General features: G+C 65.4%; 23 protein-coding genes and 2 pseudogenes. 14 read left to right on the top strand and 11 right to left on the bottom strand.

The window, feature by feature from the left end; genetic code table 11:
- Positions 1-50: 50 nt before the first annotated feature.
- A complete protein-coding gene (locus L1080_RS09130) occupies positions 51-1,418 on the bottom strand; it encodes an MFS transporter (protein ID WP_250763473.1) in 1,368 nt (455 codons plus the stop codon).
- Positions 1,419-1,569: 151 nt separating this feature from the next.
- Between L1080_RS09130 and L1080_RS09125 the strand changes: the two genes are divergently transcribed.
- Positions 1,570-1,854: a hypothetical protein gene (locus tag L1080_RS09125; protein ID WP_250763475.1), complete on the top strand. Its 285-nt coding sequence runs from the start codon at positions 1,570-1,572 to the stop codon at positions 1,852-1,854.
- 207 nt (positions 1,855-2,061) lie between these two features.
- Here the strand turns inward: L1080_RS09125 and L1080_RS09120 are convergent, their stop codons facing one another.
- Together L1080_RS09120 and L1080_RS09115 are read right to left on the bottom strand one after the other, a co-directional pair.
- Positions 2,062-2,961 (bottom strand): alpha/beta fold hydrolase, encoded by a 900-nt coding sequence (locus L1080_RS09120; protein ID WP_250763477.1) that lies wholly within the window; start codon positions 2,959-2,961, stop codon positions 2,062-2,064.
- A gap of 281 nt (positions 2,962-3,242) precedes the next feature.
- Complete coding sequence (locus tag L1080_RS09115) at positions 3,243-4,646, bottom strand: phenylacetate--CoA ligase family protein (protein WP_250763479.1); 1,404 nt, start codon at positions 4,644-4,646, stop codon at positions 3,243-3,245.
- Positions 4,647-5,095: 449 nt separating this feature from the next.
- Here L1080_RS09115 and L1080_RS09110 point away from each other — a divergent pair, with 449 nt between their 5' ends.
- The 10 genes and pseudogenes from L1080_RS09110 to L1080_RS09065 all read left to right on the top strand — a co-directional run.
- Complete coding sequence (locus L1080_RS09110) at positions 5,096-5,965, top strand: MurR/RpiR family transcriptional regulator (RefSeq protein ID WP_250763482.1); 870 nt, start codon at positions 5,096-5,098, stop codon at positions 5,963-5,965.
- 148 nt (positions 5,966-6,113) lie between these two features.
- Positions 6,114-7,283 (top strand): ABC transporter ATP-binding protein, encoded by a 1,170-nt coding sequence (locus L1080_RS09105; protein WP_250763485.1) that lies wholly within the window; start codon positions 6,114-6,116, stop codon positions 7,281-7,283.
- Positions 7,283-8,641 (top strand): ABC transporter substrate-binding protein, encoded by a 1,359-nt coding sequence (locus tag L1080_RS09100; RefSeq protein WP_250763488.1) that lies wholly within the window; start codon positions 7,283-7,285, stop codon positions 8,639-8,641. Before L1080_RS09105 ends, L1080_RS09100 begins: the two co-directional genes overlap by 1 nt.
- 31 nt (positions 8,642-8,672) lie before the next feature.
- Positions 8,673-9,422, top strand: a complete 750-nt coding sequence (locus L1080_RS09095) for a tyrosine-protein phosphatase (RefSeq protein ID WP_250763491.1) — start codon at positions 8,673-8,675, stop codon at positions 9,420-9,422.
- 25 nt (positions 9,423-9,447) lie between these two features.
- On the top strand, positions 9,448-10,311 hold the full coding sequence (locus L1080_RS09090) for a phosphodiesterase (protein WP_250763494.1): 864 nt from the start codon (positions 9,448-9,450) through the stop codon (positions 10,309-10,311).
- The gene (locus L1080_RS09085) at positions 10,311-11,264 is read left to right on the top strand and encodes a carbohydrate ABC transporter permease (RefSeq protein WP_250763497.1); all 954 of its coding nucleotides are present in this window, start codon (positions 10,311-10,313) and stop codon (positions 11,262-11,264) included. The genes L1080_RS09090 and L1080_RS09085 overlap by 1 nt, the downstream gene beginning before the upstream one ends.
- A gap of 8 nt (positions 11,265-11,272) precedes the next feature.
- Positions 11,273-12,166, top strand: a complete 894-nt coding sequence (locus tag L1080_RS09080; protein WP_250763501.1) for a carbohydrate ABC transporter permease — start codon at positions 11,273-11,275, stop codon at positions 12,164-12,166.
- A 32-nt stretch (positions 12,167-12,198) separates the two neighbouring features.
- Positions 12,199-13,041, top strand: a complete 843-nt coding sequence (locus tag L1080_RS09075) for a metallophosphoesterase family protein (RefSeq protein WP_250763505.1) — start codon at positions 12,199-12,201, stop codon at positions 13,039-13,041.
- Positions 13,042-13,303: 262 nt separating this feature from the next.
- Entirely contained in the window at positions 13,304-13,498 is a 195-nt protein-coding gene (locus tag L1080_RS09070) for a Clp protease N-terminal domain-containing protein (protein WP_374432475.1), read from the top strand.
- Positions 13,499-13,527: 29 nt separating this feature from the next.
- A pseudogene (locus L1080_RS09065) lies at positions 13,528-13,850 on the top strand (N-formylglutamate amidohydrolase); the annotation flags it as partial.
- A 305-nt stretch (positions 13,851-14,155) separates the two neighbouring features.
- Here L1080_RS09065 and L1080_RS09060 read toward each other — a convergent pair.
- The 3 genes and pseudogenes from L1080_RS09060 to L1080_RS09050 form a co-directional block, all read right to left on the bottom strand.
- Positions 14,156-15,206, bottom strand: a pseudogene (locus tag L1080_RS09060) (hypothetical protein); the annotation flags it as partial.
- Positions 15,207-15,322: 116 nt separating this feature from the next.
- Positions 15,323-15,859, bottom strand: a complete 537-nt coding sequence (locus tag L1080_RS09055; protein ID WP_250763508.1) for a VOC family protein — start codon at positions 15,857-15,859, stop codon at positions 15,323-15,325.
- The gene (locus tag L1080_RS09050; protein WP_250763511.1) at positions 15,856-16,389 is read right to left on the bottom strand and encodes a 2,4'-dihydroxyacetophenone dioxygenase family protein; all 534 of its coding nucleotides are present in this window, start codon (positions 16,387-16,389) and stop codon (positions 15,856-15,858) included. Before L1080_RS09050 ends, L1080_RS09055 begins: the two co-directional genes overlap by 4 nt.
- A gap of 187 nt (positions 16,390-16,576) precedes the next feature.
- Here L1080_RS09050 and L1080_RS09045 point away from each other — a divergent pair, with 187 nt between their 5' ends.
- Positions 16,577-17,464: a LysR family transcriptional regulator gene (locus L1080_RS09045; RefSeq protein WP_308202097.1), complete on the top strand. Its 888-nt coding sequence runs from the start codon at positions 16,577-16,579 to the stop codon at positions 17,462-17,464.
- 114 nt (positions 17,465-17,578) lie between these two features.
- Here L1080_RS09045 and L1080_RS09040 read toward each other — a convergent pair whose 3' ends face one another.
- From L1080_RS09040 to L1080_RS09020, 5 genes are all read right to left on the bottom strand, one after another.
- Positions 17,579-17,938, bottom strand: coding sequence for an SDR family NAD(P)-dependent oxidoreductase (locus tag L1080_RS09040; protein WP_250763519.1), 360 nt, complete (start codon positions 17,936-17,938; stop codon positions 17,579-17,581).
- 430 nt (positions 17,939-18,368) lie between these two features.
- The gene (locus tag L1080_RS09035; protein ID WP_250763522.1) at positions 18,369-20,015 is read right to left on the bottom strand and encodes a flavin-containing monooxygenase; all 1,647 of its coding nucleotides are present in this window, start codon (positions 20,013-20,015) and stop codon (positions 18,369-18,371) included.
- Between the two features lie 151 nt (positions 20,016-20,166).
- Complete coding sequence (locus L1080_RS09030) at positions 20,167-21,312, bottom strand: acyl-CoA dehydrogenase family protein (RefSeq protein ID WP_250763525.1); 1,146 nt, start codon at positions 21,310-21,312, stop codon at positions 20,167-20,169.
- 153 nt (positions 21,313-21,465) lie between these two features.
- Entirely contained in the window at positions 21,466-21,732 is a 267-nt protein-coding gene (locus L1080_RS09025) for a helix-turn-helix domain-containing protein (RefSeq protein WP_250763527.1), read from the bottom strand.
- Positions 21,733-21,908: 176 nt separating this feature from the next.
- Positions 21,909-23,489: a long-chain fatty acid--CoA ligase gene (locus L1080_RS09020; RefSeq protein ID WP_250763529.1), complete on the bottom strand. Its 1,581-nt coding sequence runs from the start codon at positions 23,487-23,489 to the stop codon at positions 21,909-21,911.
- A 247-nt stretch (positions 23,490-23,736) separates the two neighbouring features.
- Here L1080_RS09020 and L1080_RS09015 point away from each other — a divergent pair, with 247 nt between their 5' ends.
- Together L1080_RS09015 and L1080_RS09010 are read left to right on the top strand one after the other, a co-directional pair.
- Positions 23,737-24,636: an SMP-30/gluconolactonase/LRE family protein gene (locus tag L1080_RS09015; RefSeq protein ID WP_250763531.1), complete on the top strand. Its 900-nt coding sequence runs from the start codon at positions 23,737-23,739 to the stop codon at positions 24,634-24,636.
- Between the two features lie 2 nt (positions 24,637-24,638).
- On the top strand, positions 24,639-25,613 hold the full coding sequence (locus tag L1080_RS09010) for an NAD(P)H-dependent flavin oxidoreductase (RefSeq protein ID WP_284707220.1): 975 nt from the start codon (positions 24,639-24,641) through the stop codon (positions 25,611-25,613).
- Positions 25,614-25,631: the final 18 nt, after the last annotated feature.

Here is a 25,631-nt window from a genome sequence, read left to right as displayed (position 1 = left end):
TGGTAGGCATCCCCGTGATCCACGTCACTGCCCGCGACCCGCGGCGCGGTCTAGCGGCGCTGCGATTCCAGCGCCGCGGCCTCCGGGGCCTCGGACGATGCGGTCGCGTCACGTGTCACCCGACGGGATTGGTCGAACAGCCCGCCACCGATCACCAGTACCGCACACCCGATGATCAGCAGCGATACTCCCCACGTCGCGTGGCTGGACGACATGGTCACCATCGTCAGCGCAAGGATCGGGGCCAAGCCCCCTGCTGCGGCGCCGCTGACCTCCCGGCCGGTGCCGATGCCGGAGGCGCGGACCTCGGTGGGGAATTGCCGCGCCATGTACGGGCTTGCCGCCACCATGATCATCGGTGCCAAGACACCGGTCGTGACCACCATGACACCCCAGATGAGCGGGGATCGGCCGGTGTCGAACAGCCAGAAGGCAGGGAAGGCCATCAGCGCGACCCCGATCGCGCCGCCGATCATGACCTTGCGGGTGTCCACACGGTCGGACAGGCGCCCGATCAGCGGACACGCGATGATCGCCGCGATGCTCGCGAACGTCACCCCGAGGGCGCCGACATTCTTCGCCACACCCTGAAACTCCGTGAGGTAGGACAGCGAGAACGTCTTGAAGGTGTAGGAGAGGGCGGAGTACCCGCCGTACACGGCCGCGACCACGACGAGTCCCTGCCAGTTACCGCGCACCAGGTCACGCAGAACCTGGAAGCCCTTACGCTGCCGTGCCTCGGTCGCCACCTTCTCGAACTCCTCCGACTCGGGCATCGCGCGGCGAATCCAGTAGCCCACGATCACGATCGCAAAGCTCGCGATGAACGGCACCCGCCATCCCCACGTGTAGAGGGCCTCGTCGTCGAGGCTGGTGACCGCAGCGACCGCGAGCGACGCCGCGAGCAAGCCGATCTGTGCGCCCATCACCGGGTAGGCGCCGTACCGGCCCCTGGTCTTCTCGTCGGCATGCTCGTAGGCCACCGTGATTGCACTGCCCAGCTCGGCACTCGCACCGAATCCCTGCAGAATCCGCAGAAAGATCAGTAGCGCCGGTGCCGCTACGCCGATCGCGGCATACGAGGGCACGAGTCCGATGAGCCCGGAGGCGATTCCCATGATCAGTAGGCTGATCGACAGCACCGCCTTGCGCCCGATGCGGTCACCCAGGATTCCGAAGAGGATGCCACCGAAGGGCCTGGCCAGGAATCCGACCGCGAACGTGGAAAACGCCGCGAGGGTGCTGGCCGACGAATTCGCCGACGGGAAAAATACCTTCCCGAAGACGAGCGCCGCCATCGACGCGTAGAGGTAGAAGTCGAACCACTCCAGCGACGTTCCGATGATGACTGCCGCGCCGACCTTCTTCACCCTTTGCGGGGATTTCTGCCCAACGGATATTTCGCGTTTCTTCGCCACGCGTCAAGTCCTCTCTCAGTGGCCAACCTGTCGCACAAATCTATTATGCATAATCTTTAAAATCAAGCGACCGGGATCACTGCGTGGGACCGCCTGAGAGGTGCGCCACTCCCCCGGCGGTGCGAAAGAAACATGGCTGGCCTCTGCACACGTGCCGTTACTCCGATCGGGCCGCCATCTCGCTCCGATCGCTCCGCCCAGCTGTGCCGAACGGGAGCTGTTCGACTGCAGGGGAATTGAGAACCTCAACCGTCTGCCTGCCGGACCGCAGTTCGGCGACGTCATGCACGGCCGCCCGCGCCCGCTCGACATCGGCAAGAATCTGCGGCGACCGAACACGGCCGAGGACGCACTCGGCATCCCGGACGGGCACAGGGGCGTTCACCGACCAGCCACCCTCGTCAGTCTTTCCGGGGCGGCGCGATGGGTCACATGAGTTCACTAATAAGGAACCCTTGTGAAGACCAAGTGGAATACACAGGTCCAGGACGGGCAACATTGCACAGCGATCCGCCCTATCTCGGGCAACTTGCTGCAATGCCGCGCCGGGCGGCCCGGACCACATCGACCGCGGACTGATGACGGGGCGTGTCCGAGCCGAAGATGCCTGGCTCACTTGGTTCGTTCGAAGGCCTCGATCGCGTTAGTGACGCGCTGCGGCAACGTCTCCGTCGAGGAATTCCTTCAATCCCCCACTGAAGACATCGTTGTCGTCGCCGGCAACCATATGGCCGGCCCCCGCGACATCGATCAGTGTGGCGGTCGGGATCAGTTCGAGCAGTTCCTTAGCGCCTTCCTCGCTGACCACATGGGATTGCTTGCCACGGACGAGCATCGTCGGAACGGTGATTGCCGCGGCGGCGTCCCGGGCGCGTTCGTAGCGCATGATCGAGTCGGCTTGGCGAGTGGGTTCGTCACCCTGGCGTAGGAACGCCGGATCCCAATGCCAATACCAGCGACCATCACGCAGGCGAAGGTTCTTGCGCAACCCTTGCGGGTTGGGCTTGCGGACACGGTTCGGGGTATACGCTGCGATCGCCGCTGCAGCGTCGTCGAGGCTGCCGAATCCATCGAGGCCGCTGCGCATGAAGTCCATTATTTCCGCGGTGCCGGCCGTTTCCACCTTCGGTGCGATATCGACCAAGACCAGACCGCGCGCGAGTTCCGGGTTCTCCCCTTGCCCGATCAACGACGTCATCCCGCCCATCGAGGCACCGACGAGTACCGGCTTCTCCCCCAGCTCGCCGATGATTGACATCAAGTCGGCGACCAGCGCATCGATGCCGTAGTCCCCGTCCGGCGCCCACTCACTGTCTCCATGCCCACGTGCGTCCAGCGCGATCGCGGACCACCCGTCCGCCGCGAGGCTGCGCCCGGTGTTCCGCCAGGAATGCCGGGTCTGCCCGCCGCCGTGCAACAACAGGACCAAACCTTTCCTGTCCGCGCCTGATCCGCCGGCATCAGCCGTCGGTGGATCCCACCGGTCGGCGGCAAGGGTGACACCGGCACCACGGAATTCGGACTGTGTGACTACGGAATTCATCAAGGTTCCTCACCAACATTTGTCGAGTCGAGCATTCCCCACCATGTGCACCACGGGGTGAACGGAGTTTCACCTCGTATTCGTTGCGACAAAAGATTTCGCCGCGCACCGCCCGGCCGGGAACGGACGCAAAGGCCGCTATCGAGTATCGAGTGCCAGGCGTTCCGGCGCTCGTCCAGCGCGGATCACCGCTTCCACGAGCGACCAGGCCCAGCACGCCCGGCGACGCGAGTTCATCGCGATGACCGTCGAGGCGGCGACGCGCACCGCACTCGAGCGGCTCAACGCAACGGGATGAATCGCGGCAGTTTCCCGGTGGTCTGATGACGCTGAAGACGCTCGACGACGCGGATCTGGACCTCCGGTTCGCTCAGCCCGTGCCGGCGCAGCGCGGCGATCACCGACACGGTCAGCCGGTCCACGTCGGGGGTACCCACGGCGAGGATCTCCGCACCGCCGGCGGTCTGCCTGACCTGGTATTCGGAGACGCCGGGATCCGTGCCGAGGACGTGTCGGAAGACACTCGCGGGGATCGTGCACGTCGAGTAGCGGAAGTCGTCGTCGCGCCGCCCGCCGATGTCGGCCAGCCGCGTGAATGCGCTTCCACATGGGCATTTTCCGGGTAGCCACGTGACCTGATCGCCGAGGTCGTAGCGGATGAACGGGAACGTGCGGTTGGCGAGACCGGTGGCCAGCGTGCGGGCGGCGGGCATGTCGGCAGCGACCGGAGTCCCGTCGTCGTCGACACGTTCGAGAACGACCTCGTCCTCGCACACGTGCAGTCCCTCACCGTGCCCGCACCCCACCGCCTGCACCCCGATCTCGGTCGATCCCCACAGGTTGTGCACGGGAATGTTCCATACCCGCCGAATCGCCTCGCGATCCTCCTCGAGCAGCGGTTCGGAATTGGTGCTCACCCGCACCGGGCTGATCTGCAGATCGCCCACCGCCGCCGCGCGGGCAAGGCGACCGATCACCGTCGCATAGCCGACGAGGTGCGTGGGCCTCGCGGCCGCCACGGCGGCGAGGAGCTCGTCGAACGGTGCGCCCGCAGGGATCACGACCGTGCTCATTTCCGGTGCGGTCGGCACATCGAACAGCGGTGTGCTGGCATGCGGTGGGCCGCCCGCAGCCAGTACGGCCAGGCGGGCACCCGACGTCGGCGACGACCCGCGCCGCTCCTCCCGCGCCTGCATCCGCCAGGCCAGGGAGGCGGCGGAGACGAAGAAGTCCCAATCCCACACGTACACGCCGCGCACGCCGCTCGACCCGCCGGAGCTGAAGATCTGCTGGTTGCCCCGAGTGTACGAAAACCATTGCTGCCCAGCCAGTATTCTTTCGGCGCGCGTGCGGTCGAGGTCGGCGACCGTGACGATGGCGTCCCACTCGTCCTGCGCGTCGCGTTTCGTCATCATCGGCAACCGCGCCAGGTCGGCGACCGTTGCCGACGAAGGATCGAGACCACGCAATCGGCGTGCGTGAAAAGGCGACCGTTCGACGGCGTAACCGAGGAAGGCCCGTAGCCGCTGGTCGCGGTACCGATCGATCTGCTCCCGCGTCCAATCCAGGCGCTCGACGTGGTCCTCGAGCGCCGCCTGCACCCCGTGGAGATGGGCGGCACGCATGCGCTCGTACGCCGTTCGCTCGGCGATCACCGATTCATCCTCGGAGACCGATCCCACCATCCGGGTTCCTCTCGCTCCGTGCCGTGCCCAGCGCCGGTCACATCGACCATCGCACGCGGGCGAAACTCGGCGCGTAACGATTCGTCGTCGAAATCGGACGTGCGTGTGAAAAACCGGAACGTTCCACGCGGCACCGTAGACGCTAGAGGTCGAGGACCACTCGGTCGGACGTGCAGCGAGATACGCAGATCATCATGATGTCACCGCGTGCACGTCGTCCTCGGTCAGGACGATGTCGCGGTGATCGGGTTCGCCGGTGCGGGCGAATACGACATCGAAGGCTGCGTCGCCCGAGTCGGATTGGGTTGGTATCTCTCGCCGACCAGCGGCCGTTGCGCGCAGACGGCTGCCGGCCGACCATCGCGATGCGCAGACACCGTCGGGCGCCGAACGGGAATCGTGGCGCCTGGCGTGGCCCTTCGTTCACCGTGGTGTGTTATTCAGGGCTCATGACTGCGTCGTCGATCGATCCGCCCGTGGGGGCCACCCTCTCCGCCATCCGAGCCGTCGCACCCAAGCTGGCGCCCAGCGAGCGTCGCGTAGCGGACGTGTGCGTGGAGCGCCCGCAGGATGTTGCCTGGTGGTCCGCGGCCGATGTCGCGGAACACGCTGAGACGTCGACTGCCACCGTGATCCGTGCGTGCCAGAATCTCGGATTCAAGGGGTTTCAACACTTACGAATGTTGCTGCTGAGAGATCTGGGGTCGGCCGATCCGGGGTCAGAGGGAAAAACCGCCGCCGACGAGACCGGCACCGGACTGGTGCGGGCCGTGTTCGCCGAACTGGCGACGGATCTCGCCGGCGCCCTTGCTCCGCTCGACGAAGACGCGTTCCAGCGGGCGGTGACGGCACTCGCAAAGGCGGAGCGGGTGCTCGTGGTCGGCAACGGTGCCTCGGGACCGTCGGCGGCGGCCCTCGCCGTGCGGTTCATCCTCAACGGCCGCCACGCCGAAGCGCCGACCGACGCCGTGATCCAGCAATTGACCGCCGGACACCTGACCTCCCGGGACGTGTGCCTCGCGGTGAGCGACAGCGGATTGAACTCGGTCACCCTGCGGCCGGTCGAGGCCGCCCGCACGGCCGGGGCCACGGTCATCGGCGTCACCAGCTACGCCCGCTCGACCCTCGTGGAGAAGTCCGACATCGGGCTGGTCATCGGCGGCGGTACGGGACCGTGGGGTGGACTGGGCGCATCGGCCACGGTGGTGCAGCTCGCGTTCCTCATCAGTCTGCAGATCGCTGTCTGCCGGGCGCGGGGCGGCTCGGCCGAGGCCGCAGCCGAAACGTTCAAACAAATTGTGCCGCTGATCCATCCGTGACGGCATCGCGCTCCAGCCGTTGCGCGAAGCATCACCGATGATTGGATCGCCATTCGCCCGCCATTAACCTGACCCTGGCTAACTACCGATGTAACGAAATTCCCCGTCTCGCCGAGATTGGGTAACGTCATTTCATCGGGAGAGGCCAATGGGCAGGATTCGGATCGAGAATCTGAGTCGAAAGTTCGCAGATTTCACCGCAGTCGACAACATCGACCTCGACATCCGGGACGGCGATTTCCTGGTCCTCCTCGGGCCCAGCGGATGCGGAAAGACCACGCTGCTGAGGATGCTCGCGGGCCTGCTCGAGCCGACCAGCGGACGGATCCTGCTCGACGACGACGACATCACCGCCGTACCGTCCCGGCGCCGGGACGTCGCGATGGTCTTTCAGAGTTACGCGCTGTACCCCCACCTCAGCGTCGCTAAGAACCTCGCGTTTCCGTTGCGCGTGAAAAAGATGCGCAAGTCGGAGGCCGCAGAGCGCGTCGAGGCCGTCGCCCGGCAACTCGACATCGCGCACCTGCTCGGCCGAAAGCCGAAGGAATTGTCCGGTGGCCAGCGGCAACGTGTCGCGGTCGGGCGCGCGATCGTGCGTGATCCGAAGGCGTTCTTGATGGACGAGCCGCTGTCCAACCTCGATGCGAAGCTCAGGACCGCGACGAGGCGCGAGCTCACCGAACTCCATCGCCGGCTCCGGGCCACGTTCGTATACGTCACCCACGATCAGGTCGAGGCGATGACGATGGCGACGCGGATCGCCCTGCTGAACAACGGCGCACTCGAACAGGTCGGAACACCCGAGGACGTCTACGACCGGCCGGCGTCCGTGTTTGTCGCCGGTTTCCTCGGCAGTCCCGCGATGAACCTGCTCGACGCACGCGTCCGCACCGTGAACGGCACTGTTGTCGCGTCCGCCGAGGGCGTGATCGCACCGCTGTGGCCGGGACAAACAGACGGCCGCGACGTCGTCCTGGGCATCCGGCCGGAGCATCTCCGCGTCGTCGACCCTACGGATCATCCAGGGGTGCGGCTGTCGGTCGATGTCACGTCCGTCGAGAATCTCGGCAGCGAGCAGGTCGCGTACTGCGAGGTCGGGGGTGCCACGGTCTGCGTGCGAGCGCCGCGGCCGATTGCACTGCGCGCCCATCGATCCGCCGTCCTCACCGCCGATCCCGCCCACGTGCACCTCTTCGACCGCGAGACCGGACGCCGCCTGGAATGGGTCGACGTCCCCGAACTCACCGACCTCGACTCCGCGGCCCCCTCGGCTGTGGACCATTCTCCCGAAATACTTTCCGCAACAGGAGCAGCGTGATGCGTAGATCGACATTCTCTGCCGTCGTAGTGGCGGCTGTGGCCGCCGCTCTGACCGGCTGTGCCACCGGCGGTGCCGCGCCGGACGCCTCGGGCACCGGCGCACCGGTCCCGGAACTGGGCCCCGACCAGCAGGTCGACATCGTCTTCGAGTCGTACAACCTCCAACAGGCCGGGCTCTGGTCGGACACGATCAACGGCCTCGTCGCCGACTTCGAGGCGCAGCACCCGAACATCGACGTGAAGGCCCAGCCGCCGCAGGGCAGCGGCACGGCCGGCGCCGGAACCGCAAGTAGTGTGCAGACGCAGTTGCTCGCCGGATCCCCGCCCGATGTGGCCCAATTAACCTTCGACACTCTCGATTTCGCCGTCAACGAACTCGGCGCCCAATCGCTCGACGGACTGTTCGGCACCGAGGCCGTGGACGCGACGTTCGGCGGGGAACACCCGTTCCACCCGCGGGCCGCGACCCTCGGCGACTGGGACGGCGAAACGTACGGCATCCCGTACGTGTTCTCCACACCGACCCTCTTCTACAACGCGACCGCGCTCACGAAGGCCGGACTGCCCGCCGACGCCGACCTGTCGACGTGGCCGAAGGTGGCGGCTGCCGCCAAGGCCGTGACCGCGGCGACCGGCAAGCCGGCGCTGTCCGTGTCGTGTTCGGTCAAGGGCGGCAATTGGTGCATGCAGGCGCTGTTCCGCTCGGCAGGCGGCGATGTGCTGTCGCAGGACCGCAAGACCGTCGAATTCGGTACACCCGAATCGGTGTCAGCGGTGACGATGCTGCGGCAGATGTACGACGACGGCGTCCTCGCCAACCTCGATTCGACCACCCAATACGAGAGTTTCGCGAAGGGCGACGTGGCGATTCAGCTACAGACGTCGGCTCTACAGGGGATGTTCATGAAGTCGGCGGCGACCGGCGGCTGGGACCTGCGCGCCGCACCGATGCCCGCCTTCGAAGGTCACGCCGCCGTGCCCACCAACTCGGGATCCGCTCTGTTCACGTTCTCCCAGGATCCTGCGAAGCAGCGCGCGTCGTGGGAGTTCATCAAATTCATGACGAGCGACCACGCATACACCCAGATCTCCAGCAAGATCGGCTACCTCCCGCTCCGCCCGTCCCTCACCCAGGACCCGGCTTCGCTGAAGGAATGGGCCGACAACAACCCCCTCCTGGCACCCAATCTCGGCCAGCTCGACAAGCTCGAGGCCTGGAAATCCTACCCCGGCAACAGCTATGTGCAGGCCGACGACATCCTCGGCCAGGCGGTGGAGGACGCGGTCTACTACGGCAAGGACCCGGCCGCCACCATGCAGGCGGCGCAGCAGCGCGTGCAGGAACTCATTCAATAACCACTTCCGAACAGGACGAGACACCGACACCATGACCAGCACTCTGCCTGCGTCGACCAATCATCGACGCCTGAACCTGACCGGCACCTACAACTTCCGCGATCTCGGCGGGTTCCCGACTGATACGGGGACCACCAAGTGGAACAAGCTGTTCCGGTCGGATGCGCTTCACCAGCTCGACCAGCCGGCCCGCAATCTGCTCCGGCAGCGGAGACTCGCTCTGGTCATCGATCTCCGCGAACAGCAGGAGCTCGACGACAGTCCGAGCGCACTCGACGGCGTCGGACACCGGGTGGAGCACCTGCCGGTGTACGAGGGCGAGATCGACCTCGACGGCGCGAACTTCGACCTCGCGGTCGTCTACCGCGTCATGGTCGAGAACTACGGACATCGTTTGACCCGCGCCGTCCGCGCCATCGCCGCCTCGGGCGATGACCCGACCGTCGTGCATTGCACCGCAGGAAAGGATCGCACCGGGCTGGTCGTCGCTCTCACCCTCGCGGCGGTGGGTGTCGATCAACGCGACATCGTCGCCGACTACGCGATGTCCGAGACCCTGTTGGCCGGCGACTGGGCGCTCGCCATGGCGGAGAGGATGCGCGCCCGCGGCCTTCCCGACTGCGTGGACGTCGATCACCTGGTCGGCGCCAGCCCGGCCGCGCTGATGCGCACGACCCTCGACTCCATTGCAGCCGCGCACGGCGGTGTCCGCGACTACCTCCTCGGCCACGGCATGACCGAGCGTGAACTCGACGACCTGCGCAGCGCACTCGTCGCCTGACACCCACTTCCACAGGAGAAACTTCATGTCCCAGTACGGGGAACCCGAGCATTACATCCTGCATGTGAGCGACACTCACTTCGTCACCGACGGCGCCCTGCTCCACGACTGCGTCGACAGCGACGCCAACCTCACCCGCCTGTTCGAGCGCCTCGAGAAGGCCGGTAGGCGGCCCGAGGCCATCGTGTTCACCGGCGACCTCGCCGACAGGGGCGAGCCAGAGGCGTACGTGCGTCTGCGCCGGATCGTCGAGCCCGCCGCGGAGCGCCTCGGCGCGAAGGTGATCTGGGTGATGGGCAACCACGACGCCCGGCCCGCCTTCCGGAGCGGTCTGCTCGACGCCGAACCCACCGAGGACTCGGTCGACGCGGTCGTCGATGTCAACGGATTGCGGATCATCGTGCTGGACAGCACGGTTCCAGGTTTCCACCACGGCCTGATCAGCGACGAACAGCTCGCCTGGCTGACGGACGTCCTGGCCGAGCCGGCACCGCACGGCACGCTGCTCGCCCTGCACCATCCGCCGGTGCCGGGCCTGCTCGACGCCATCGAGTCGGTGGAGTTGAAGGAACAGCACCGGCTCGAGACGGTGCTCGCGGGCACCGACGTTCGCGGCATCCTCGCCGGACACCTGCACTACTCCACGACGTGCACGTTCGCGGGCATCCCGGTGTCGGTGGCATCGGCGACCTGTTACACGCAGGATCTCTTCGTCGACGAGGGCAGCATCCGGGGTCAGGACGGTGCGCAGGGTTTCAACATGGTGCACGTCTACCGCGACCGCGTGCTGCACACGGTGGTTCCCCTCGACGTGTCCCCCGCCGTGTACGAGATGACTGCGGAGGAGATTCGGCAGTCGATCGAGCAGCTCACGGCGCCCGGCGTCTGATGTTCGTCGAAGTTCCCGCCGAAGCCTCCGCCGGCCACGCCGACACACCGGCAGTTCCGTCGCGGGCCGGTCGGGTACGGCGCGGTCTCGCGCCTTACCTGTACCTCCTGCCCGCCGTCGTTCTGCTGATCGTGTGGATCTACAAGCCTCTCGGGGAGACCATCGGCCTGTCGTTCTACAAGTGGAACATGGTGCCCACCAGCGCGAAGGTCCCGGTGGGACTGGACAACTACGTTCGCGTACTGTCGCTGCCCGAACTTCATCAGGCACTGCGGAACACGATTGTGTACGTCCTCGCGTTCATGGTGTTCTCGTTGCTGCTGCCGATGGTCGTCGCGCTGCTGTCGAACCGGGTCGCCGGACGATGGAAGACGCTCTACCAGGCCCTGATCTTCGTCCCGTTCCTCATCACCCCGGTGGCCGGCAGCGCGATCTGGCGGTGGCTGTTCAATCCCGAGGGCGGCACGATTCCCCGGATGGCCGCGACTCTGGGATTCGAGTTAGGCAACGTCTTTCGGGAACCCGGCCTCGCGATGCTCGGTGTCGTGCTGATCGTCGGGTGGCAGATGCTCGGCTTCGGTGTGCTCGTCATCTCCGCCGGACTGGCCGGGATCAATCCCGACTACGCGTCGGCGGCGGCCCTCGACGGCGCGTCACCAGCGACCATCACCCGCAAGATCACCCTGCCGCTGCTGTCCCCGACGCTCGTGTTCCTCGGCCTCATGACGATCCTGCTGGGCGCGCAGTGGGCGTACCCGATCATCGACATCGTCACGCAGGGCGGCCCGAGCGGTGCCTCCACCAACATCTACTACCTGCTCTATCAGTTCGGATTTCAGAACTTCGACGCCGGATTGTCGGCTGCCGCGGGAACCCTGTTCTTCCTGGGTTTCGGACTGATCGCCGTCGTGTTCGTTCGTGTGTCGGACCGACTGAGCTTCTACGACAACTAGGACACCTCATGTCATTTGCACTCGTCGATGCGCCGGCCCGATCGACCACCGTCGCCGCACCGACCCGCGATCCCGGCGACGCCCCGGTCGCCACCCGTTCCCGCAGCCGGGTGGCGACCGGGCACGTGGTGCTCGCCGCCGTCACCGTGTTCAGCATTTTCCCGGTGTACTGGATGTTCGCCACCGCATTCCGTCGTCCCGAGGACTCCCTGTCCGTCAGCCCCGTGCCGTCTCCGTTCAGTCTGGACAACTTCCGCTACGTGTGGGAGACCATTCCGATGGCATCGATGCTCGTCAACACGTTCGTCATGGCACTGGCGATGTCCGTCAGCCAGCTTCTGGTCGCGATCCTGGCCGCCTACGCGTTCGCGCGGTGGACCTTCTTCGGGAAGCAAATGTTGTTTCTGCTGTTCGTCGGATCCTGGCTGGTGCCCTTCCAGGTCACCATGATTCCGAACTACCTCCTCATCTCACAGATGGGCCTACTCAATACCGTTGCCGGCATCGTGATTCCGAACCTGTGCTCGGCGTTCGGTGTTCTGCTGATGCGCCAGCACATGGAAGCGTTTCCGCGGGAACTGCTCGACGCCAGCCTGATCGATGGCCAGAACTCGTGGGCCACCCTGTGGAAGGTGGTGCTACCCAACATGCGTCCCGCCCTCGCCGCCCTGGGCATCATGCTGTTCATCTCGGCATGGAACGAGTACCTGTGGCCGTCGCTGATCATGCGCCAGTCGAATGCCGTCGTCCAGATTGGAATTCGCGGCTTCCTCGGCGCGGAAGGCAACAACTGGGGTGCGGTGATGGCCGCGTCCGGCCTCGCGTGCCTGCCCATCTTCCTGATCTACCTGTTCCTCCAGCGCTACGTCCGCGACGCATTCGTCCGGTCGGGCCTCAAATGATGTTCGACCTGCCACAACCCGAAGGAGCTCCGATGAAGATCGTCCAGATCAGTGACACACACCTGTCCGCCCACGGAGGGCGCACCCAGCAGAACTTCGAACTCATCGTCGACTACGTGAACAATCAGGTCCGCCCCGATCTCATCGTGCACTCCGGTGACATCGTGATCATCCACCCCGACGATGCCGACGACCGCGCGCACGCCCACACACTGATGCAGCAGTTCACTGCCCCCGTGCTCGTGGTGCCCGGCAACCACGACATCGGGGAGCCTGGCCCTGCGCCGTGGAAGGGAATCGGCGTGACCGACGCGCGGGTCGCCGCCTTCGAGGAGGTGTGGGGTCCCGATCACTGGCGCCACGATGTCGAGTGCTGGACGGTACTCGGACTGAACAGCGAGCTCTTCGGTTCCGGCCTCGACCGGGAAACCGCGCAGTGGGCCTGGATCGAAGACGTGGCCGCGGACGTCCCCGACTCGCAGCGGGTGATCGTATTCCTGCACAAGCCGATCTGGAGTGCGCTGGACGAGCCGGTCGGGCACTCCGTCGACATTGGGGAATCCCGTACCCGGTTGCTCGCGTCCCTGGGAAAGATGTCACTTGCTGCCGTCGGCAGTGGGCACCTGCACTGCTACCGGCAAACCGTCCGCAACGGGGTGCTCGAGGTCTGGGCGCCATCAACCGGATTCGTCGCCGGCGAGGGTGAATCCCTCCCCGGGCCGCTCCATCAACTCGGCATCGTCGAATACGACTGCACCGGCAGCGTTGTGCGCGCCGGCTACCGATCCGTGCCAGGTCTCGACGACGTCACGATTGCCGCCGTGCCCGAGGTGACCGCGGCCATCGACGCACTGCAGGACAGCCCCATCGGGTAAATCCAGGCGAGTCGTCACCCCCGACACGTCATCCCGGGCGATGACCCCCTGATGACGCGACTATCGCATAGGTGGCGTCCGCCGAAACGATTGTTCCACCGAACCGGGGTGGAGCCGCAACCATCTGATCTCTGTCCGCACAGTGGTGGATCACCGTCCGAGTGCCGCGTTGTGCGCGGTGAGAATTGCACCCAACAGGAGTGTCCGTCGGCGGAGTCGAGCGCGATCACGCCTCCGACCGCGGTGACGGCGGGATGGAAATGTGTCGAGGGATCACCGGCCAGCATCCAGGCGCGTCGGCACCGACCACCTCCTTCTGGCCTTGCTCGACGACGCCGCCTCCACCGGCGCTCAGATCCTCACACGGACCGCGCAACTCTCGGTCTGTTCGTGGAGGTCGAACACCCGCTCGGCCAGGGCCAGGTCATCCAGCACCAGAGCCTCGGTCGTCGCCTGAACGGCATCCCCGGCCAGGCGACACATTCGTTCCCCGCCGCGGCCGGGTTCGCCGTGACGGTCATCGTGCACACCGTCGACGCCGAGACGGGGCCGGCACGTTATCGCCGCCCGCCGAGCCCGCCGAGTGGGCGCACGCGATCTTCTCGACCGTCGATACTCCGCAGGGAACCTTCCTCGGCGCCGTCGACCCGACCACCGACACCCATCGACGCGGGCAGCTCGCCTACCGCCTCTACCTCGGCACCGACCGGCAGGCGATCCCGGTGCCTCCTCGGGTGCTCACCTGCCCGCACTATCTGCTCTCCGCCGTCGCCGGCAACGAGCAGATCACCAATCCCACGCCGGCCTGACTGTCACCGTCGTTGCGGCGCAACGTAATCCGATCTCGACATGCCATGACGACCTGCCCCCCAGTAACCACTACACGCGGCCCCAACCGGGTCGGCTGGTACGACGCGAATTGTTTCGGTGAGGTCGGTGACCGTGGTCGCGATGGTCGCCGCGACGATGTGGGCGTGGGCCAGAGGATCTATGCGAGTTGAGGACTCCTCGAGGCCGGCCACGGTCGTCCTCGGCGGCAGCGAGTTCGGAGGACCGGGTCGGCCCCAGTGCCCGCTGCCTCACGCAGCGCCCGAATGGCGTCTTCGATGTGGGTTCACGCTCGCCACGTCGCCAACCGGAGTTCCCGGCTCCCAACCCTGATCGCCAGATTCACCTCGTGCACATCCGCAGCCGACGCCATGGAGGCGAGGCGGGTGTTGGTGAGGGCCACGTCCTTTTCCACCGTCATCTTTCCCAGCGCCTCGCTCGGGTCGGCAATGTCCTCACCCCCGGATAGGAGATACACCCAGGAGTCGGTGACGGTGCGGACCGGCCAACGATGATGTTCGCGGGCGATCCGTATCGCGACGCGGCGGCCACGCCACCGGCAATGCGCGATGATCGACGCCCGCCACAACGGCTGGTGATGATGCTGCATCCGGGTCGCGGTCCACATGTCCGGGTTCACCATCCGCCCGAGATACCCCTTGTAGCAGGAACCGATAAACCCCTTCATCGCCGCATCCCGGGTGTCCCACCGCGGTCTTGCGGGCCTCCCGCAGGATCTTCGCCCACTTGTCCAGCACCCGCCCCTGCTGCGGATACACCCACGCCTCGGTGATGTCCACATCGTCGAGGTCGTCGAGATCGGCCGCCGATCCCACCGTCCGCGACCGGCTCCCGAAGGGCATCGAGGGTGACGGTGGTGACCCAGGTCTGCACCGGCTGATCGGCGAGCATGTGCGGGTGCGGCAGAGGCAGCTTCTCGGGCAACGACAAGGTCTGCCCCGCCGGCAAGGTGATCCGCCACAACCCGAACGGGGCGCCCTTCTCCCCCACCGCCGCGGCGGCCGCCGCACACCGGTCAGATGCTTCGGTTGCCCGTAGCCGAGTTCGAGCATCACGGCCGAGGCCAGGTAGGCGGCGCGTTGGTCGATCGACACCAACCGGTCCGCATCCTCGAGGTCACTCACCTCCGGTACCCGGGTCCAGCCGACCGCGGGCTCGAGGTCCCCGCGCGGCGCCCCATCGAGCGGCGGCACCGGTCCGGCGGTCGTCACGACGATGCCCTTGCCCGATCGGGTGCGTTCGCGTTTGATCTTGTCAATGATTGCCGCCCCGGTGCGGGCCGGTGTCGGCCCGGGGAGCTTGCCCAACGGCCTCGCGGGCTGTGCCGTTACGAACCCACGTCCGCAGCGACTCGCCACTGAGGCCCAGATCCGCGGCCACTACTGGTACGTGCGTTGCCCCTCGGCTGCTCGGCACAGCGGAGTGGTGCGAATCAGCCTGCGGGGTTAAGGATTCTGACCCGATCGGCGCCGTCCCAGCTCTTCGCAGCTTCTTCGAATGCTGCGAACATCTCTGTTACGCCCGTTCCGCCTCCGACGTCACCGATCTCGACGGCGAGGTGCTGACCTACCGTGTCGAAATAGGCGAATCGGCCGAAGCCGGTGATGCTGCCTGTGAAGGTTGCGGCTTCGCCCGACGCCTGTGCCAGCCGAACCGTGTCGTCGAAGTCGTCGGCGAACACAGCGAGGTGATGCAGTCCCGGGCCGTGCTCAGCGATGAAGTCGCGGTAGGGCGACGGGCCGGCGTCGTTCTGCTGAATGAGCTCAATCTGCATGGATCCGCTATAGGCGATCGCGACGGTCAGGTCGATCTCGACGCTCTGCCCGAGGTAGTGAACGTCCTCGAACGGGGCGTGCTCGACAACGAAAAAGGGGCCGACGCCACGCTTTTTCGTCCAGTAGTCGAGTTCGGCGTCGATGTCGGTGACCGCGTAGCCGAGCTGCCGGACCGGTCCGAGCGAGCACTTCACTTCGCGGCCTCGGGGACCATGCTGTGCATGCCGACCGACGGATCGGTTGCGTAGTCGACGAGCTGGGTGTGGCCGACGGCGTCGTTCGCTGCAGCGATGTAGTAATGCAGGCGGGCGTCCGCGATGGCGCCGAGCTCGCCCTCGGGCGCGTAACCGGCGATCGGGCCGTCGACCATGGCGAGCATCGTCGTGCCCTGTGGCGAGGCCGGAGAGTGGACAGCACCGGCGACCTCGCACGTGTACATCCCGGTCTCGCCCTTGTCGTCCTCTTCGTAGTAGAAGCCGCCGTCGATGATGTACGCCTGAACGTTGCCGATGTGCCAGTGCGGAGGGGCTACGCTGCCGGGGTCGACCTGCAGGATGACCGTGAACGATCCGGTGACGAGGTTGCAGTAGAGGAGCTTGAAACGGGTGCCGGGCATGAGCCAATCGGTCCACGGGATCCGCTCGGGATCGATGAATTCCTTCCGTGCTCCCTTTGGGGTGATGCCGGGATTGGTCATCCAGTAGTCGGGGCCTGCAATGCGCATGGTCGCGTCCAATCTTCGTGGGGAGAATGCCCGGAATTGTGATGTGACTGCCGTGGTCCGGGTTGCCTCGGGAGTAATTTAGAATCTCCTCGGTAACGAATGTGATGTCCATTACACTTGTTTTCACTTCGTTAACCTGTTGATTATCGCGGCAGGTCAGAGGTGCAGAAAGAGGCGGCGCGGCCAGGTGAACGATCTGAATTTGAGGCTCGTCGCATACTTCGTCTCGGTGAGCGAAGAGAGGCATTTCGGCCGCGCGGCGGAGAAGCTCTTCATCAGCACGCCTGCATTGAGTCAGCAGATCAAGAGGCTTGAAAAGCAGTTGGGCGTCGAACTGATCGACAGATCGGCGCATCCGTTGCAGCCGACGGCGGCCGGACGCCGATTCCTGCCCGAGGCCCGGGCGGTTCTGGCCGCCGCGCGACGCGCGGTGGAGGCGGCGACGTCGGAGCTTCCGCCGGTTCGGCTGGGGTTCATGGCGGCTTCCCTTGTCGGGCAGACCCGTCGTTTTCTGGAACTCGTGAGAGAGCGCCGGCCCAGGCTCGAGGTGACCTTGGTCGAGCTTCAATGGGCCGATTTGGCAGGCGCGGTCCGATCCGGTGAGGCCGACGCATCGATTCTCCGTCCGCCGATGTCGGACCGGTCTGGACTCAGGCTCGACGTGCTGTGTGACGAGGCGCGTGTTGCGGCGCTTCCGATTGGGCATGCGCTCGCGGGCCGCGACTACGTCGATCTAGGCGATCTCGACGACGAACCGCATGTCCGGTCGGACGGCGCCGACCCCGAATGGGTCAGATGGTGGGCGTGCGACCCTCGACCGAGTGGTCGGCCGGTGGTCTACGGCCCGTCGGTACGCACCATGGACGAGATGCTCGAGGTCGTGGCGAGTGGGGCGGCGATTGCGCTAACCAGCAAATTCGTGGATGACACGCGACGGCATGAGGGCGTCGTCTTCGTGCCGGTCAGGGATGCGCCGCGGTCGGCGGTGTGCCTCTGTACGCGGCAGGACGACCTGAGCGCGGGTACACGTGCGCTGATCGACGGTGCCATGGAGTTCAGAGACGACGTCCGATAGGGGCGAGTGACACGATTCGGTATCGGTGGGAAAGCAGTCAGACGGTCCCGTGGTCGGATCCTCGATGACGAGGCACCCGGTCCGGGACCGTCTGACATGGTGAGGAGCTGTTGCTCAGCGCAGGCCGGGAAAGCTACTGACGTCGGAGCCGCTGAGGTCGGGGTAACTGCCGATTTCGGAGCCGCCGTCGACGACCAAGCTAGTGCCGGTCACGTAACTGGCGTCGTCGGATGCCAGGAACACTGCCGGCGCTGCGAGCTCGTCCGGCTGGGCCGGACGTTTGAGGACACAGATTCGATCGAAGCCCTCCATCAGCTCCCTGTCCTCGATCAGGGGCTTGGCCAGCGGTGTCTCGAAGAGACCGGGAAGTACTGCGTTGACGCGAATGCCCTGGCGCCCTAACTCGAGTGCTGCGTTCTTGCTGAACATCTCGACGCCCGCTTTAGCGGAGGAGTAGGCGGAGGCGCCGAACATCGGGATGTGCCGCCCGCCGCGATCAGTCGTTCTGCAATGGCAAGTCCGATTCCGGATGCTGCGCCGGTGACGACGGAGTTCTGTGGTGAGTTCATATTTCCCTTGCCGATGGAAACCCGCGGGTAAATCCTCGGGCAAGGGAATTCTGTTCCAGGTGGTACCGGGGCTTCCATGTCGTAAATCCGAAGCCACTTAACTGGACCATTAACCCCGCAGGTAGGCGGGCCGGCGGAAGACTGAGGACCGGGCTGCTGGGGCACTTACGTCACTGTGCTGAAACGTTTCCCTCCCTCGCCACGAGGGGCACGACATTCAATCACCGACCGCTCAGCAACTGAACGATGCGCTGCGCGAGCACTTCCAGTGCACCGTCGGGACGCCGCCGCGTCGGCCGCGAAAATGCACCGTGACCCACGCGTCCTCTCTTCGGTCAGCTCGTCTCGAAGGCGTTGTAGCCGTTGGTCTTGATCTCGTCCCACCGCGCGAAGTACTGGGGAACGCCGCCCGAGTAGTTGAGCATCTGCGCCGGCTTGCCGGGCACATTCGCGCCCCAGTACCACGAGCGGGCTTTCGTGAACATCGAGTTGACGAACAGTTCGTCGACGTGTGCACGCCACTGCTTTTCCGATTCTTCGGTGTTTTCGAACCGGGTGATGCCGTTGTCTCGCAGGTGCTGCAGGAACTTTACAACGAGCTCACCCTGGTACTCGGCGGACGTCGGGCCGTTGCAGAAGCCGGAGGGGCTCTGCGGGCCGTAGAGGAACATCATGTTGGGGAATCCGCGGGTGGACAGGCCCATGCAGGTGTCGACGCCGGACTTCCACTTGTCCTGGATACTCAATCCGTCGACGCCGGTGATGTCGATGGCCATGATGCCGCCGCTGTTGTTGTCGAAGCCCGTCGCCAGGACGAGCAGATCGCATTCGATGACGCCGTCGTCGGTCTCGATCCCGTGGGGCAGCACCCGGCGGATCGGGGTGAGGTTGGAGTCGATGACATCGACGTTGCTCTGGTTGATGACGTCGAAGTAGTCCTGCTCGAGGGAGGATCGCTTGACGCCGTAGGGGTGCGGCGGTGTCTCGGGCGCCACGATCGCGGCCTTCCTCGGATCGGTGACTCGCTCGAGGACCTTGTTGCGCCAGAAGTCGTAGAACGTGCGGTTGGCCTCCTCGTCGACGAGGATGTCCTGAAAGTTTCCGAGCCACATCTCGAAACCGCCCTCCGCCCACATCTTCTCGTAGATCGCGTCGCGTTCCTCGTTGCTCAGGTCGGCGGCGTTCTGCGGCAGAAAGTCGAAGTCGAATCCGGCAAAGGCCTTGTAACGTGCCTCGAACCGCTCGGGCAGTCCCTTCCGGAACTGTTCGTTGTCGTCGTGCGTGAGTGTGCGTTGTTGCATTGGAATCGCCAGGTTCGGGGTGCGCTGGAACACCGTGACGTGTTCGGCGACGTGACCGGCTTCCTGGACGACCTGCACGCCACTGGACCCGGTGCCCAAAACGACGACCTTGCGGCCGGTCATGTCGACGCCCCCCTGCGGCCAGCGAGCGGTGTGGTAGCAGTCGCCGGCGAACGAGTCGAGCCCCTCGAGGTTCGGATACAGCGGCTTGGCGCCGAATCCGGTCGCGATGATTACCTGACGCGCCTTCTGTACCTTGCCGTCCGCCGACCGTGCGGTCCACTGCCGGATCTGCTCGTCCCATCGGCAGGACTCGGCGAAGGTGTCGAACACGACGTCGCGGGTGAGATTCAGTTGTGAGTCGACATACTCGAAGTAGTTCCGGACTCCGTCGTGCCCCGGATACAGTTCAGCGAAGTCGTACTTCTTCCATAGTTCTTTGTGCGAGAACTGGTAGATCTGACCGGTGCTGTCGGTGCGTGCACCGGGATAGCAGTTCCACCACCAGATTCCGCCGAGTCCGCCGGCGGCGTCCCAAACCTTGGCGGTGAAACCGAGATCGCGAAGCCGGTCCAGCGCGTACAGGCCGGAGAAGCCTCCGCCGATGATCAGGACGTCGAGCACGTTGTTGTCCGAGTGTGAGCCGGTGCGGGTGGCCGTGTCGGCCTGGGATGCCGTCATGTCGTTCCTCCTCGAGATTTTCCCGGGACGTGTAATCCCGCCCGGACGCCCATGACGTTAGAAGCGATTGTGTGATGTGAAGTGTCCGAAATCGAATCACGGACACATGTCATATTTCGTTCACATACGCAGTGCCAGAACACTATCGGGTTCAGAATCCGAGATCGCGGCCGATCAGTTCCTTCATGATCTCGTTCGACCCTGCCCAGATCCTCGAGACCCGCGCATCCCGCCACGCCCGCGCCACCCGGTATTCGTTCATGTAGCCGTAGCCCCCGTGCAGCTGCACGCAGTGGTCGATCACCCGGTTTTGCACGTCGGCGGTCCACCACTTCGCTTTCGCCGCATCGACGGAGGTGAGGTCACCGGCCACGTGCGCCTCGACGCACCGATCGACATATGCCTGCGTGACCTCGATCTGTGTCACCAGGTCGGCGATCAGGAACTTGTTGTGCTGGAAGGTTCCAATCGCCTGACCGAATGCCTTTCTCTCACGGCAGTAGTCGACGGTCTCGTCGAGAATCTGCGCAGCGTGCGCGAGGTTGGCGATGGCACATCCCAGTCGTTCCTGGGGTAGGAACGACATCATGTGGATGAACCCGCGATCGAGCTCGCCGATCACATCGGCGTCGGTGACCCGCACGTTGTCGAGGAACAATTCTGCGGTGTCCGCTTCGTCCTGGCCGACCTTGTCGAGTTTGCGGCCGCGCTCGAATCCGGGCAGGGATGTCTCGACACCGAAGAGAGTGATGCCCTTGGCCTTTTTCTCCGGCGAGGTCCGTGCCGCGATCACCACCAGATCTGCCGAATACCCGTTGGTGATGAACGTTTTCGCGCCGGAGAGCACCCAGCTGCCGCCGTCGCGTACCGCGGTGGTCTTGAGCGCGGCCAGATCCGAACCTCCGCCTGGCTCGGTCATCCCGATCGCGGTGAGCATCTCGCCCGAGCACACCCCTGGCAGCCACCGGGCCTTCTGCTCGTCGGTGGTCAGATGCACCAGATACGGTGCTACGACGTCACAGTGGATACTGACGCTCGACGCCAGGGCTGCGTTGACCTTCGCCAATTCCTCGATGAGCACCGCGTTGAAGCGGTAGTCGCCCGCGTCACCACCTGTGTACTCGGCCGGGACTTCGAGCCCGAGCAGATCGTGTTTTCCGGCTTCGAGCCAGAAGTCCCGGGGCAGCGCCTTGTCGGCCCGAACGTCCTCGGCGCGCGGTTCGAAATACCGCGCCAGGAATTGGCGGACAGAGTCCCGATAGGCCGCGTGGTCGTCGCCGTAGACTGTGCGTTTCATCGTTGATCATCCCTTCGGGGTGGTCCGACGTCACCGCCTGCTGCGGTGGCGCGCGAGGAGTCGGGTAACCCGAGGGTCACCCGTCCTTCGCCCATCGTCTCCGCTCCGAGTCAGGTGGGGATGTCCCGTTATGCGACAGGGGCTTTCGGGAGGTCAGGATCCGTAGCGTCTGTTGTCCATGCCGAGCGCACCGATTGTGCGGTACAGCGGCGATCGGGCGACCTCGAGCCGATCCGCGGCGAGGGACTTGTTGCCGTCGGCTTCGTCGAGGGCACGCACGATCGTGTCCCGCTCGCTGCGTTCGAGGGAAGTGAGTTGTCGACCCGACCCGAGTGCGCGGTAGTCGTCGGGGACGTGCTCGAGTCTGATGTCGAACCCCATCGACCTCGAGATGGCCGTCGACAGCACCGCCGACGCCACGACTGCTCGATCTCCGGCCGCAGCCCCGATGGAGCACTCTCGTACGCGTCGATGTCACGATCACCCACCCGCGCGCAGATCCGGTCGGTCACCACCCATCACCACCTCGTATAACCTTGCAGCCAGTAGACCCATCATGTAACCGAGGTCACACCAGTTGTGAGTGTCCCAGACTGCTACACGTCGACGTCCGCGCACCACATGTGCCGCATCCGCGTCTTGTCGAGCTTGCCCACCGACGTCTTGGGGACCTCGTCCACCCGCACGAACATGTCCGGAAGCCAGAATTTCGGCAGGGTCGCCGCCAGATGTGCCCGCAGTCCGTCGTCGGAAACGTCGTCGGTCAGCCGGACCCACGCGACGGGACGTTCCTGCCACGTCTCGTGCGGCACCGCGATGACCGCGGCCTCGAGCACGGCCGGGTGCAGCAGCAGCGTGTTCTCCAGCTCGACGGAGGAGATCCACTCCCCGCCGCTCTTGATGAGGTCCTTGACTCGATCGCGGATCTCGACCTGACCGTCGGGGTGGATGACAGCGACGTCGCCGGTCCGCAACCAACCGTCATGGAACGCGTCGCCGGCACGGTCGTCGCCGAGGTACGTGCCGGTTACCCAGGGTGAACGAGATTCGAGCTCACCGGTGGTGAACCCGTTCCACGGCAGACTTCGACCCTCCTCGTCGACGATGCGCACCTGGAACAGCGGCAGGGGCCGCCCCTGGCTCGCCGGGACGTGACCGAAGGTCCCCATCGGCGAGGTCTCGGTCATACCCCACCCGTTGACGGTCGAGACTCCGTGCCCGGCCCACCAGTTCACCAGCCCCGACGGCGGTACCTGACCGCCCAGCCACAGAGTGCGCACGCTCCCAAGGTCGTAGCGGCCGGGATCGGCGTCGAACCGCTCGCGCATGAGCGCGGCAACGGCCGGTGCGCCCACGACCACGTCCGGGGTCTGCTCGGTAGTGATGCGCAGCAGCTCGGCCGGCGAGGGGTGTGGCCCGGGAAGGACGAGGCGAGCGCCCTGCAGTACCCCCGCGTGTGGAACACCCCAGCCGTGGACGTGGGACATCTGCGTGGCCAGCAGATACGAGCGCGACCCCTCGATCGCGACACCACCGGCCGCACTGATCGCCATGGCATGCAGCACGGTGCTGCGGTGGCTGTACACCACTCCCTTGGGCAGCCCTGTGGTGCCGGAAGTGAAACAGATCGACGACGCGGTGGTCTCGTCGAACTCCGGAAACTCCTCGATCGGTACGGCCTCGAGCAGGAGCCGATCGAAGGACCACCACGTCACCGTCGAGGACATAGCACGATCGATGCCGTCGAGAGTGCCGAAGACGACCACGTGCCGGATGCGCGGCAGACGCGGGAGGACTTCGGTGAGCACCGGCAGAAGGTCGGCGTCGATCAGGACCACCTCGTCCTCGGCTTTGTCCATCGTGTACGCGATGTGGTCAGGCGACATCCGATGGTTGACGGTATGCAGGATCGCCCCGGACGCCGGGACGGCATAGTAGGCAACGAGGTGGTCGAAGGTGTTCCACGCCAGCGTCGCAACCCTCGTCCCGAACCCGATTCCCATGTCGTCGAACGCACCGGCGAACCGGCGGGTGGACATGCCGAGATCGCGGTAGGTGAACTCCCGGTCTCCACGGGCCGCGTCGCACGAAACTCCGACCCGGTCGGCGAAGACGTTCTCGGCGTGCCACAGCAACGAGCTGATCAGCAGTGGACGATCCATCATCGTGGTGAGCATGGCGGTTTCCTCCGGATCCGGTGGGTGAGCGTGTGACCAGCGTCCATGCCGACCGCCTTATAGACCGTCCGAATTCGCGACATCCACCCGATCCACACGCCGCTTTGCAATGCACTGTCGCGTTGTCGGACACCCGCATCACATCCCAAGTCGCGAGACTGGGCTCACACCACCCGTACGGGTCAATCGAACTTCGACGGATGGCACGGCACGTGGCACGAGCAGAATCCGGGAAAGAGGTACCGACATGTCCGATCGTCAGCTCACCGAGATCGCGGCGGGCTTCACCTACACCGAGGGACCCCGCTGGCGTGAGGGCCGGCTGTGGTTCGTGGACTTCTACACCCACTCGGTCAACGTCGTGAACGCCGACGGATCCGTCGAACGGGTCTGCACCGTCGATCACCAGCCTTCCGGCCTCGGCTGGCTCCCCGACGGGCGCATGCTCGTCGTCTCGATGAAGGACCGCAAGATTCTGCGCCGCGAAACCGACGGCTCGCTCGTCGAACACGCCGACATTTCCGCCCACTGCCGCGGCTACGCCAACGACATGGTGGTCGCTGCGAACGGACAGGCGTACGTCGGCGAATTCGGGTTCGACCTCATGGGCGGAGCCGACCACGAGCACGGCGTCGTCGTCCTCGTCGACACCGACGGCACCTCCCGCGTGGCCGCCGACGGGCTGTCCTTCCCGAACGGCATGTGCATCTCCCCGGACGGAAAAACGCTCTACGTCAACGAATTATTCGGCAACCGCATCTCCAGGTTCGACATCACCAGTGACGGAACACTCGGCCACCGAGAAGATTTCGCCTCCTTCGGAGACCTCGGCGATGAACCGAACGTCGAGAAGCGGCTCGCGGCATGCGCGATAGCCCCCGACGGCCAGGCCCTCGACGCCGAGGGCGCTATCTGGATCGCCGACTGCGTCAACCAACGCGCCGTCCGCTTGGGCGAGGGCGGAGTCGTCCTCGACGAGGTGAGCACCGCACCGCTGGGCGTGTTCGCGGTCGCCCTCGGCGGTGACGACGGATGCACCCTGTTCCTTTCCGTCGCACCGGATTTCGACGAGGCCCAGCGCAGTGCAGCGCGGGAGGCCAAGGTTCTCGCGACGACCGTCGACGTTCCGCACGCAGGAAGGCCGTGACGATGCTGAATACACGCTTCACCGAGGCTTTCGGTGTCGAACACCCCATCGTGTGCGGAGGAATGACCGGCGTAGGCACCGCGGAGCTGATCTCCGCAGTCGCCGAAGCCGGCGGACTCGGGTTCCTCACCGCATTGACCCAACCCACACCCGAAGCACTCGCGGCCGAAATCGTCCGGTGCCGGGAGATGACCGACAAGCCGTTCGGCGTGAACCTCACCCTTCTCCCGACTGTCAATCCCGTCCCCTACGACGAGTACCGCGCAGCAATTATCGACGGCGGCATCACCATCGTCGAGACCGCCGGCAGCAATCCCCAGGAGCACGTCGCAGCGTTCAAAGCCGCAGGGATCAAGGTCATCCACAAGGCGGTGGCAGTTCGGCACGCCGTGAAGGCCCAATCAATGGGCGTCGACGCGGTGAGCATCGACGGGTTCGAGTGCGCCGGCCACCCCGGCAACGAGGACATCCCGGGGCTCATCCTCATCCCCGCCGCGGCCCGCGTCCTCGACATCCCGATCATCGCCAGCGGCGGGTTCGCCACCGGGGACGGGCTCGTAGCAGCACTCGCCCTCGGGGCTTGCGCGATCAATATGGGCACCCGGTTCGTCGCGAGCGACGAAGCGCCCGTGCATCCGAACGTCAAGGCACAGATCGTCGCGAACGACGAACGCCAGACCATCCTCGTGTTCCGGGAGTTCCGCAACACCGCTCGAGTGGCCCGGAATTCGATTTCCGAGGAGATCGCAGCCCTTTCGGCCCGGCCGGGCGCAGAATTCGCCGATGTCGCGGACCTCGCATCCGGGGTACGCGGACGCACCGAGGTATTGCAGAACGGCGACATGGACGGCGGAATGTGGTGGGCTGGCCAGTCCCAGGGCCTCATCGAGGCCGTCCTGCCCTGTAAGACGATCATCTCGGACATCGTGAGCGACGCCGAAACCGCCATCCGCAGGATCACCGCCGACCTCACCTGACATGTAGGCAAGGAACAA

Source organism: Rhodococcus sp. MSC1_016 (assembly GCF_023667485.2).
In the GTDB taxonomy this organism is placed as follows: Bacteria; Actinomycetota; Actinomycetes; order Mycobacteriales; family Mycobacteriaceae; genus Rhodococcus_F; species Rhodococcus_F oxybenzonivorans.
Note: the sequence above shows the minus strand (reverse complement) of the source record. Positions and strands in the feature narration are given on the sequence as shown.